The 12,387-nt window shown below is 57.7% G+C and carries 4 protein-coding genes, 1 pseudogene and 1 other annotated feature; of the genes and pseudogenes, 4 read left to right on the top strand and 1 reads right to left on the bottom strand.

All coding sequences use genetic code 11. The features are described 5' to 3' along the window. Window positions 1-96 precede the first annotated feature (96 nt). The 3 genes and pseudogenes from GO014_RS07395 (at window position 97) to GO014_RS07385 (ending at window position 2,099) form a co-directional block, all read left to right on the top strand. The gene (locus GO014_RS07395; RefSeq protein WP_157289685.1) at window positions 97-327 is read left to right on the top strand and encodes a TOBE domain-containing protein; all 231 of its coding nucleotides are present in this window, start codon (window positions 97-99) and stop codon (window positions 325-327) included. Continuing rightward, window positions 312-419: a sequence feature (AL1L pseudoknot), on the top strand. It overlaps the preceding gene by 16 nt. Beyond that, window positions 330-1,250 (top strand): annotated as a pseudogene (locus tag GO014_RS07390) (IS3 family transposase); the annotation flags it as partial. (Overlaps the previous feature by 90 nt.) A gap of 198 nt (window positions 1,251-1,448) precedes the next feature. Beyond that, window positions 1,449-2,099, top strand: coding sequence for a response regulator transcription factor (locus GO014_RS07385; RefSeq protein WP_157289684.1), 651 nt, complete (start codon window positions 1,449-1,451; stop codon window positions 2,097-2,099). Between the two features lie 101 nt (window positions 2,100-2,200). Here GO014_RS07385 and GO014_RS19515 read toward each other — a convergent pair whose 3' ends face one another. Then, a complete protein-coding gene (locus tag GO014_RS19515) occupies window positions 2,201-3,490 on the bottom strand; it encodes an ATP-binding protein (RefSeq protein ID WP_179952931.1) in 1,290 nt (429 codons plus the stop codon). Between the two features lie 282 nt (window positions 3,491-3,772). On the opposite strand from GO014_RS19515, the gene GO014_RS07375 reads away from it, so the two are divergent. Then, window positions 3,773-12,379, top strand: a complete 8,607-nt coding sequence (locus GO014_RS07375; protein ID WP_157289682.1) for a peroxidase family protein — start codon at window positions 3,773-3,775, stop codon at window positions 12,377-12,379. Window positions 12,380-12,387: the final 8 nt, after the last annotated feature.

Below are 12,387 nucleotides of genomic sequence, written 5' to 3'. Positions count from 1 at the left end.
TTCTCCCGAGTTTGCCTCGCTTTCTTATCGCGAACCTTCGGGCGCAACGATGAAACGCCCCGACAGGTCCCATTTTCTTGCGGGAATTTGGGCGGATTGGGCACGCGGTCTGCGCGGCTGGGCACCGGCGAACCGGTCACGGTAGGCATCCGGCCCGAGCATCTGGGGCTCAAACATCCCGGTGATGTCGCGGTTGAAGGCACCATCATCCTGGTCGAATATCTGGGCAGCGAGCTGTTCGTCTATGCGAAGCTGGCCGATGGAGAGAGCCTGCTGGCCCAGGCGCCCGGCAACGCCCCGTTCAAGCGTGGCGCATATTTCGCTTGAGGGGAGCTCGACCGCCCACTGACGCGATGATCGCCGAACATCGTGGGCATTACGGGGTCGAGCCGATCTGCAGGGTCCTGCCAGTCGCCCCATCCACCTATCATGAGCATGTCGCTCAACGCCTTGATCCCTCGCGGCTGTCTGTCCGTGCCCAGCGCGATGAAGCCCTCAAGCCTGAGGTCATGCGGGTCTTTGCCGAGAACTTCTCGACCTATGGCGTCAGGAAGGTTTGGCGACAGATGCAGCGGGAAGGGTTCGATGTTGCGCGATGTACAGTGCAAAGGCTGATGCGGGACCTCGGTCTACAGGGTGTCATTCGCGGCAAACCGGTCCGCACCACGATCGGCGACAAGGCGGCGCCTTGCCCGCTCGATCGCGTCAACCGCCAGTTCCATGCCCCGGCGCCCAACAGGCTCTGGGTCTCCGATTTTACCTATGTGGCGACGTGGGCTGGGTTTGCCTATGTAGCCTTAGTGATCGCCGTATACGCCCGCTATATCGTGGGCTGGCGGGTCAGTCGCACGGCCCATGCCAGCTTCGTTCTTGACGCCCTCGAGCAGGCCATCCACGACCGCCGTCCCGTCCATAGCGGCGGTCTGGTTCATCATTCGGATCGCGGGGCGCAATACGTCAGCATCCGCTATACCGAGCGCCTGGCCGAGGCCGGCATTGGGCCCTCAGTGGGCAGCGTTGGAGACTCTTATGACAATGCCTTGGCCGAGACCATCAACGGTCTCTACAAGGCAGAGGTCATCCATCGACGCGGTCCCTGGCGCAGCTATGAAGCGGCAGAGTTTGCCACCCTCGAATGGGTCGACTGGTTCAACAATCGGCGCCTGCTCGAGCCAATCGGAAACATCCCGCTCGACGAAGCCGAGGCCAACTACTACGCCGCACTGGATCAACCGGCCATGGCCGCATAGCTTAGACCAAATGGCCTCCGGCAAAGCCGGCGTGGTTCAGGTTAAGGTAAGTCGCACAAGTCCAGTTCAGTCTACAATGGATGGTCTGGTGTCCTGAAAAGGTAATTAACGATCCCTTAACTACATTGTAGCCAAGCAACCTCTTCAGGTCTACTATTGGTGCAGCGTCCCAATTGAATAGCGTGCTGCGAGGGCGATATGAAAGACTCATTTAGAATTGCCTTCGCGGACGACCATCCCGTCCTGCTGAAAGGCATGGCATCGATTTTCGCGAGCGAACAGAATCTTGACGTCGTCGCTGAAGGGGCTTCAGCGGACGCTGCCATGGAGATCGTTGAGACGCACAGGCCGGATGTTCTGATCACCGATTTGTCCATGCCGGGAGATGTCTTCGCGATGATTTTGCGAGTGTCGCGCACCTTCCCCGATGTTCATGTCATCGTGCTCACGGCCTTTTCCAGCGCCGACTCCGTACTGAAGGCGCTTGACGCCGGTGCCACTGGCTTTGTCCTTAAAGGCGGCCGGGTTGAGGAGATAATTGAAGCTGTGGAAACTGTGATGCGCGGGGAGCTGTACATTACCAAACAGTTCGCAAGCCAGGTTTTGGGCGGACTGCGCGATAAGGAGGCGCGAAGCCGACTTAGCAATGCCATTCGTCTCAGTGTGCGAGAGAAGCAAATTATCGGGCACCTGATGCAGGCGAGAACCAATCGAGAGATTGCCACCCATCTATCAATCAGCGAAAAAACCGTAAAGTACTATATGAGCGGCTTGATGACGAAGTTGAACGCCAAGAATCGACTTGAGGTTGTTTTTGCTGCCCAGAAGCGCGGTGAGCTGGATGGTTAACGCAAGCGATGGTTTTACCGCTTTATGGATCGCCTATTGATCGGGAAAGTGGTCATTCCGCCGGTAGTGTCGCAAGCCCCGCTCTTTTGGACCACGGCCTGCTAACTAAGTGGCAAAATCACCTTCAGCAAAGTGCCTTCTCCCGGTGTCGAGGAAAACTCGACGTCACCGTTCAGCGCGGCCACACGGTTCCGTAGACCTGATAGCCCAAGTTGGGTCCGACCATTCTGTTGCTCAAGCGACTTCAAAGCTCCCGGTCCATCGTCGTGAACCTGAATCTCGACCGCATCACCCGAGAGCGCGACGCTTACCGTGGTTGCGGCGTTCGGCGAGTGTTTGGCGGCGTTGTTCAAGCCTTCCTGTATGACTCTAAAGGCGCAGGTCTTTAGCGCTTCACTGACAGGTTCGGGCACCGCCACCACAGACAGTTCTACATGGTTCCCGGTATGCGCCCTATGCCGCTCCACCGCTCGATATATGGTTTCTTGGAGAGTCAGGCCGGCAATTTCTGGCAAGCTCAGTCCGGTTGCAATTGCGCGGAGTTCACCCAAGGCGTTCTGGGTCATCTCTACAGCCGTCTCGATCTGTTGCTCTATGACACTTCTGTCAGTTCCTGCGTTTCGGAGAATTCTCACTGCGGAGGTCAATTTAAGTGTGGACAGCGTTAGCAACTGAAGGGGGCCGTCGTGCAAGTCCGAGCCGATCCGGCTCAAGTGGTGCTCAGTCTGAGTGCTTGCATTGAGACGGGCTTTATCCGCAGCCAGGCGCAACGCTCTATTTTGTTGCGCCAGTCGGCTCTGCTGAACAATTCGAGACCGCAGAAGCTTCCGCTGCGCCACGATGGTTTGACTCGCCCGCCAGACGATCAAATAGAGACACCCGACAAGCCCTGTGGCCGCAGTTGCGACTACGAGCCAGGTCATCTGCTGGCTTTGATCCAACGCGTCCGAGAGCGCGCTACCGCGCTCGTAGGTTTCCGCAATCGCGAGGACCTCATCTGACCCAGTCCGAAAGAGAGGTGCATAAACCTCGACCAGCTTGTCTTCAACCAAGCGTTCATGAGCGTGTTCAGAACGGTAGACGCTCTCGAATTGGGCCACGATCTTTCCAGCGGCAGCCTCGCGCACGTAGATAGGATCGAACAGCTGGCCGATTAGGTCGTGGTTGGTCGCGTAGAGTACAATGCCGTCACTCCGCCAGATTTTGATCGATACGTAGAGATCCGCAAAGGGCGTCTCGCCCAGGAGCGCGTCAATCGCATTGATGCTTGCTTCGTCAAGGGTTCCGCCCGCCTCCAGATTTTGCACGAACGGCGCCAAGATGGTTTCCGCGAACAGGCTTGTCTGGACGCCCGTCGTAACCAGGACTGAATGCTTGATCTGGTGGCTCACCCAGCTCCCAAGAACCAGCATTGACGCAAAGATCGTTACTACGGAAGCGATGAAAAATTGCGCTGCGACTGATCTGAAAAGGATTCCTCCTTTAGACCAAAGTCTAGTTCCAATACCGACCAAGGTCTCAACTCCGGATAGGTCCTTTTACAGATTAAATGACCTGACGATGTGCAGTATCGCTTAATTGCTGACAAGAGCAACACTGAACCCCAGCAATTCACAGTCGTGTCCGGCCCGAGCCCTGTCTCGGCGGTTTGGCTGTTGGAACAGGAGGGACAGATGGCGATCGAACTTAACCTCAATGACCTGCAATTCATTCTCAAGCAGATCAAGATTGGTGAGGCACATGCAAATGGTGCCGCGCTGACAGAGATCAGGATCGATCCTGCCTCCGGCGAAGTGATTACGGATGGCGTCTTCTACGATTCAAATGGGGTCTTCACGGGTGACGCCGGTTGGCCGCGGGCCATTCCGGACACCAAGACCCCTTTTGGCATTCGGACAGTTGACGGGAGCTACAACAACCTGGTCGCAGGCCGGGAACTCTGGGGCGCGTCCGACCAGCCAATGCCTCGCTTCCTGTCTCCGAACTACATGAATGATGCCGATGGCGACACGATGAATTTCGGCCCCGGAGGTTTAGTCACAAATACCGATTATAGCATCCTCAACGGCGTCCCCGGCGCTGCCAATGGCGGAAATACCGGCAACGTGGCCGATGCGGATCCTCGCATTATATCCAATCTCATCGCCGACATGAGCATTAATAACCCCGCTGCAATATTTGCTGCGTTGGTTTTCGCCGGTTCGGAAGACCCTTATGCCGACCTCGCGGCATTACTGAGCGTACGCGGTGCCGGTGGCGCGGACCTGACCACGTTGGAACAGGACCTGGCCGTAGCCGAAACGAATTTTCAGGCCGCGATGGCAGGTTATGATCCGCTGGACTCGACTACCTGGGATGCAATCCAGGATGCCGGTGCCGCCCTCACTATTGCTGAGCAAGCGCTTGCGAGTGCCCAGGCTGCCTCAGCCGATCCGAATGGAGCATTCCTCGCGATGGCCCATGACATGGGCATTCTCGATGAAACCAACGGACTCATCATCCCCAACGTGGCGCCCGATGAAGGCATCTCCGCACCCTTCAACGCCTGGATGACATTTTTTGGCCAGTTCTTTGATCATGGACTGGATCTGATCAGCAAGGGCGGCAATGGCACCATCTATGTCCCGCTCCAGAACGATGATCCGCTGGTGCTCGGTGCTGATGGCATCCTCGGTACCGCCGACGATTTGGCTCCGCAACTGCGCTTCATGGCGCTGACCAGAGCCACGACGGTTCTTGATGAAAACGGTATCCCGACGCAGAAAAACGTCACTACACCGCATGTGGACCAAAACCAGACCTATACGTCACACGCTTCGCATCAGGTGTTCCTGCGCGAATATGTGATGGGCCCAAATGGTCCTGTCTCGACGGGACGGCTTCTTGAGGGCCAACAGGGTGGGCTGGCAACCTGGGGCGACATCAAGGAACAAGCCCGGAGCTTGCTCGGGATAGAGCTGGACGACCGCGATGTGCACGCTGTTCCATTGCTTCGCACGGACGCATATGGCGAATTCGTCCGGGGTCCGAACGGATTGCCCCTGATTGTGACCAATATCGGCCTGGATGGTATCCCCAATACTGCCGACGATACGACGATTGAGGGGAACCTCACGACGCCCGTAGCCACGTGGAACGTCGCCGTGAAGATCTCCAACGCATTCCTGGATGACATCGCACACGATGCCGTACCGGTGTTCGTGGATCCTGACCGTAACCCTGCCACCCTCAACAGCGTCTGGACTTCAGCAGACGCGGATGGGGACACCGGGAATGCTCAGGCTCTCAACGCTTTTGGCGTTCGCACTGAATACGACAACGAACTGCTCGATCGTCATTTCATCACTGGCGACGGACGCGGCAACGAAAACTTTGGCCTGACCGCGGTCCACCATGTTTTCCACTCCGAACATAATCGCCAGACCGTAGTCCAGAAGCTCAAAATCCTGGAAGAAGGCGATCTTGCTTTTGTTAACGACTGGCTGGTGACCGACCTTACCGCCGGCGAACTGGCCAGCCTGCATGCCTCTCTGGATGCGGCCGTCGACAAGCACGCCTTTATCAACGGGCTAACGCTTGCGTGGGATGGCGAACGCATCTTTCAGGCGGCCCGCTTTGCTACCGAGATGCAGTATCAGCATTTGGTGTTTGAAGAATTTGGTCGCAAGATTCAGCCGGCGATCGACCCCTTCGTTTTCAACTCCGTCACTGACATCAATCCGGCAATTTTCGCTGAGTTTGCGAATGTGGTTTACCGGTTTGGCCATTCGATGCTGACTGACAGTCTGCCGCGCGCGTTTTATGATCCACTCGGTACGGCCGACACCGCCTTTCTCAATACAGTCGATAGCGGCTTGATCGCGGCGTTCCTCAACCCGGTGCAGTATGACAACGATGGTGGCATATCCAGTGAAGCAGCGGCGGGCGCCGTTGTCCGGGGGCTGACGAATGTGCGCGGCAATGCGATCGACGAGTTTGTCGTCGATGCCTTGCGCAATAACCTGCTTGGACTGCCACTCGACCTCGCGGCAATAAACATTGCTCGCGGTCGAGACACCGGAATGCCGACCTTAAACCAGGCACGCGAACAACTATTCTCTGCCACGGGTCATAGCTTCCTAAGACCCTATAACAACTGGGCCGACTTTGCGGTGGGCCTAAAAAACCCGCTCTCCGTCGTGAACTTCGTCGCCGCCTATGGCACTCATAGCCTGCTTTTGGCAGCGGACACCCTTGCAGAGAAGCGCGAAGTTGCAATGGAACTGGTGTTCGGTGTCGATGCCGCCGGCAACGCAACCGACATCGCGGACCGCAACTCCTTCATCAACGGCACGGGCACTTTTTCCGGCAATCTGGGCGGCCTGAATGACGTCGACTTGTGGATTGGCGGCCTTGCCGAGAAGATCTTGCTGTTTGGCGGCATGCTTGGTTCGACATTCACTGCAGTGTTCGAAGCGCAAATGGAGGCACTGCAGGATGCGGATCGATTCTACTACCTGACGCGCACACAGGGCTTGAATTTCCTGGACGCACTGGAGAACAACGCCTTTTCCAAAATGATAATGGCCAACACGGACCTGACCGAACCCGGTCTGGACGGCATTCGCGGCACCGCTGATGACGTGATCCGCCATCACATCGGCATCGACTCGTTCGCGAAGTATGACCTGGTGCTGGAGGTCAACCAGAACTACCAGCAGGACTATAACGGCACTGATCCTGGCAAGGACCCCAACGACATCGATGACGTTTTGGCCGGTCTTGGTTTCACCCAGGTGGGTCGGACTCTGCCCGCCGCCTTTCAGGCCTACTATGACAATTACCTCCGCTACATTGGCGGCGAGCATGTCGTGCTGGGCGGCACCTCAGCGAATGATGTGTTGATCGGCGATCTCGGCGACGATGCGATCTGGGGCGATGCCGGCAATGACTATATTGAGGGTGGCCAAGGTGTCGATCTCATCATGGGCGGGGCGGGCGATGACATCATCCTCGATGAGGGAGACGAGGGCGACTTCATCAAGGGCGATGCCGGCGACGACGTTATCGCCAGCTCCAACGGACTCGACGTCCTGATGGGCGGCGAAGGCAAAGATGTTGTCTTCGCCGGTAAGGACGACACCGAAGTGTTCGGCGGTGAAGGCGATGACTTCATCCTCGGCGGGGATGGTGCGGACTTCTTGCTCGGCAATGAAGGGGACGACTGGATAGAAGCTGGCGGGGGGTTCGACACCACCGCGGGTGACAACTCCGAACTATTCTTCAACTCGACAATTCTTGGTCATGACGTGATGTTCGCCGGCTCGGACGAGCACGACTTCGACGCCGAGTCGGGTGACGACATCATGGTGCAGGGCGAGAGCGTCATGCGCAATGAAGGCATGTTCGGCTTTGACTGGGTCAGCTACCAAGGCGCCACTTTTGATGCCAATGCCGACATGCGCATCCGCATCTTCACCACCGAAGAAGCCGATATCCTGCGAAACCGTTTTGACAAGGTCGAGGCACTCTCGGGCGGCGACGGCAACGACACTCTGCGCGGCGATGATCGCGTTGCTGGCACTCCCCCAGCCATACCCACGGTCAACAACACTGAAACCCTGTTCTTCAAGGACGAGCTGAGCCAGGCTGGCCTGGATCGCATCGAAGGTCTTCGCGAGCTCTTGGGCAACCTGGTGTCCGGTGTCCCGGTAGGGACCAGTGAAGACATAGTCGCCTTCACCGGTGGCAATATCTTGCTTGGCGGTGGCGGGAGCGACATCCTTCAGGGCAATGGAGGTGACGACTTCATCGACGGCAATGCTCGCCTCAACGTACGGATCCGCCTGACCGATCCGGGCGCTGAGAACACAGCTGCCAACGAGATCGCAACAATCTACACGCTCAAGCATGTGTTCACCGCCGTTGATGCGGTTGCACCGACCTGGATCGGCAAGTCGCTGTTCGAACTGCTGGTTTCACGGACGATCGTGCCCAGCCAAATGCACATCGTACGCGAAATCATTGCCGATGACGGTGCCGTCGAGGACGTCGACACCGCTGTTTTCAACGACAACTTCCTCGCCGATGACGGCACGGAAAACTATACGGTCACCCTGAACGCGGATGGTTCGGTCACGGTCGCTCATGTGAATGTTACCGCCGATATTGATCCGGTGACCGGTCGTCGGCTGATCTCGGATGGGGTGGACACTCTTCGCAATATCGAGCGGCTGCAATTCCGGGACCAGACCATTGTGCTGGCCGATCTTATCAACCAGCCAGCCCAGGGTGCGCCGGTCATCAGTGATCTAACGCCAACCGAAGGTCAGCCGCTCACCGTTGATGTGTCCTCAATCACGGATGCAAATGGCGTGGGCCCACTCAGCTTTCAGTGGCAGGTATCTGTCGATGGGGTCATCTGGGCAAACGTGCCGGCTCTTCTCGGTGGCAACAGCCCCAGCTTTACGCCCACCGATGTCGATCTCGGTCCTTTGGGCAATGCTGCCAATGCCTTTGCAGGAATGCAATTGAGGGTTGCGGTCAGCTTTACAGACGGAGGGGGAAATCTGGAAACACTGGTCTCTGACGCCACGGCGCCTGTGGGGGCCAACTGGGCGCGCGGCCCAATTGCCCCGAGCCCCTTCAATGGCACCGCCGGAGACGATATTGCAAATGGGTCCTTTCTCTCTGACGTCCTCAATGGTGCCGCCGGCAATGATATCCTCAACGGCAATGGTGGCGCCGATACTCTTAACGGGGGCTCCGGCGACGACATTTTGACCGGAGGGACCGGCAACGACACGGTCAATGGAGGCGACGACAACGACACCATCATCTGGCGAACTGGCGATGGCCGCGATCGTATCGACGGCGGCGCAGGCAACGATACCATTGTTATAACGGGCAACGCCGGCGCCGAGACCTTCCGCATCTATACAAGGGCTGAAGCAGTTTTGGCTGGCATGACTGGCCTGGCCGCTGCCACCGAAATAGTCATCACCAGGAACGGCACCAGTAATGCATCCATTATCGCCGAGCTCGACAATATCGAGGAGATCGTCGTCAACACGCTCGAGGTGTCAGCCAATGACGGCAACGGCGTACCAAATGGCGGCGCGACCGGCGGTGACACAGTTCTGGTGATCGGCAACTTCCTCGGAACGAGCCTTAACTTCTCGACCATCACCGTCAACGGCAGTGCGGCAGATGACACCGTCGATTTCTCGGCCCTGACTTCAGCGCATCGCATAGTATTCCGTTCCAATGGCGGTAACGACACCATTGTCGGCACGGTCCGGCCGCAGGATGTTATCGAACTTGCACCGGGTGAAGATGTCTCGGACTACACCCTCGTTGACAATGGCAACGGCACCCAGACCTATTCGAACGGCACACATTCAGTGATGTTCACCGGCTCGGTACCTCCCCAGTTCCAGAACGGCCCTGGCAACAGTGGCAACTTGCTGGACGACGAGGACATCGAGGACTTGCTCGACATGGTGCGAGACCCAGCCTTCGACAGGAACTCGTCCGGCTATGGCAACAATGTCGACAACCCGACCTGGGGAGCGGCCGATCATCGATTCATTCGCCTGACTGACGCTTACTTCACCGATGGCGCTACCGGGATCCGGCAGACGGCGCTCACCCCGCGCGAAATTTCCAATATCCTGTCCAACCAGGACAATGATGGGGATGGCATCGAGGAAAGCATCGTCAATGCCTTTGGCGGCACCAGCCTGCTGACCTTCTTCGGCCAGTATTTCGACCACGGTCTCGACTTCGTGGCCAAGGGGCAGCCTGGCTCGGTCTACATCGGCAATGTTGGTCCAGTACCGGTCAATGCCCCGCGATCCAATATCGTCTTGGGTACAGGTGTGGATCCGGACGGCATTCCCAACAATGGGGATGAGGTCCCGGCAGAGTACATTAATCATGCCTCGCCCTATGTCGACCAAAACCAAGCCTACGGGTCTCATGATGCCATCACCGACATCTTGCGCCGCTGGGAAGTCGGCAGCGATGGTGGCCCCGTCCAGACCGCCTATCTACTGACGGGCGACGCGGACTCGACAGGCTACATGCTTTTGCCCACGCTTGCTCATATCCGCGACAATTTCCGGCTCATGACCGGAGGCGGCGAGCTGACCTCGGACGATGTCGGGAACTACCAGGGCACCGGGCAACCACTGTTGATCGATTTCATTCCGAAATTCGTCACATTGCCCGATGGAACAGAGTCCAATTATCTCGACCTCGACCAGATCGGCCACTACTTCGTGGCCGGCGACGGTCGCGCCAATGAAAATGTGATGCTGACCTCGATCCACACGATCTGGCACCGAAATCACAATTTCTGGGTCGACGAGCTGAAGGCCCGCACCAACAACGAGTGGACCGAACAGGAATACTTCGAAGCGGCTCGTATCCGGAACATCGCAGAATACCAGCGCGTGGTGTTCACCGAGTTCATCACAGCAATGGCCGGTGGGTTTGGTGATAGCGACGACAATGAGCACGGTTTCGAGGGATACGACCCAACGATCAACGCTTCGATTTCGGTAGAGTTTGCCCAGGCGGCGTACCGCTTCGGTCATTCCATGCTCAACGAGACCGTGAGCTACGTCGATGAGAATGGTGCGCTCCAGGAAGTGTCCCTGGTTCAGGCCTTCCTCAGTCCCGCCCAGGTGGTCAATCTGGGCGTAAGCAACCTGCTGGCAGGCGCGATCCAGGTGCAGCATCAAGCGATTGACGAGGATGTGGTCAATGCGCTGCGCAACCAGCTCGTGGGTCGGCCACTCGATCTGGCCGCACTCAATATCTTCCGCGGCCGGGACATGGGCGTTGCGCCGTTCAATGTAGTGCGCTCGCAACTGTACGAACAGACGCACCTTAGTGCCTTGAAGCCCTATACCGGCTGGGCGGACTTTGCTCTGCGCAATGGCATCTCCAGCGTGATGCTTGCCAAGCTCCAGCAAGCCTATCCCGATGGGTTCGATTCGATGGATCTGTGGGTCGGAGGTCTGCTTGAAAAGCCTGTGGCTGGCCAACTTGGTTCGACCTTCGGCTACATTTTCCTTGAACAGCTCAACCGCCTGCAACACGGCGACCGTCTCTACTATCTGGAAATCTTCGATGACTCGCTGTTCCGTGGGGAGAGCAGCGTTACATTTGCCGACATCATCGCCCGCAACACGGGACTGACGGGGCTGCCGGACAACGTCTTTGATCTCGATGGCTCGAATGCACCGGAGAACGATGACGACCATATCTTCAATAGCGTGGATGCAGACGACGACGCCGTTGGCCAAGATGGCAACGACGACGATGATGATGATGCAGCCGGTCAGGATGATGACGACCTCGAGGAAGACTTCGAAGACGAAGACGATGAGGGCGACGAAGATGACAGCGGAACCGACGGCTCAGGTCTAGTCGCTCCCGTGATCGGGACGCCCGCTGGTGGTGTCCTCATGGGAACATCGGGGCCGGACCTGATCTTCGGGATGAGCGGTGTCGATTTCGTCATTGCCGGAGCCGGAGCAGATATCATCAGGCTTGGTGATGGCGACGACTTCGCCGACGCTGGAGCGGGCAACGATGTCGTCTGGAGCGGCACAGGTGATGACGACGTCCTAGGCGGCGACGGCAACGACATGCTCTATGGCGAGGCCGGCGATGATTGGATATCTGGCGACGCTGGCAATGACATGATCGACGGCGGTGCCGGCAACGACGAACTGTACGGCGGCTCCGGCGACGACAAATTCATCGGCCGCATCAATGACGGGGACGATCTGATTGATGGCGGGGCGGGCATCGATACGCTCGATCTCGGCTCAATGACCGAAGCGGTCCATGTGAACCTGGGTACAGGCATAGGTGGTAGAGGCCATGTGACTGGCAGCCAATCGGGTACTGATACGCTCTATGGTGTCGAGAATGTTACGACCGGCTCCGGCAATGACACCATCATCGCCAGCATTGCGGTTAACATCATGGATGGCGGTGCTGGAGAGGACGTATTCGTGTTCGGTAGCGCTGCCGCCGCCGACGGCGACACCATCCTCAATTTCGAGGCAGGCGACAAGATAGACCTGTCCGGCATGCTAGCCGGCGGGACCTCCTTCTCGCTGGTGAATGGCGCTCCTTCTGCTGGTCAGATCGCGCTAAGCCACGAAGTGCGGGAGGACGGCGAATACACCGTGGTGACCGGCAACGTCGATGGGGGTGATGCGGACTTCCGCATCTCGATAACTGGCAATCACAACCTGACATCCTCAGACTTCAATCTCTAGATGTCCTT

It is taken from the genome of Devosia marina (assembly GCF_009758415.1).
GTDB lineage: Bacteria > Pseudomonadota > Alphaproteobacteria > Rhizobiales > Devosiaceae > Devosia > Devosia marina.
The sequence above is the reverse complement of the archived record's forward strand: the minus strand, read 5'-3'. Positions and strand labels throughout refer to the sequence as shown.

Bases quoted from the DNA above. Each gene is read 5' to 3' on its own strand.
- GO014_RS07385 (WP_157289684.1), top strand. From the start codon at position 1,449: ATGAAAGACTCATTTAGAATTGCCTTCGCGGACGACCATCCCGTCCTG.
- GO014_RS07375 (WP_157289682.1), top strand. From the start codon at position 3,773: ATGGCGATCGAACTTAACCTCAATGACCTGCAATTCATTCTCAAGCAG.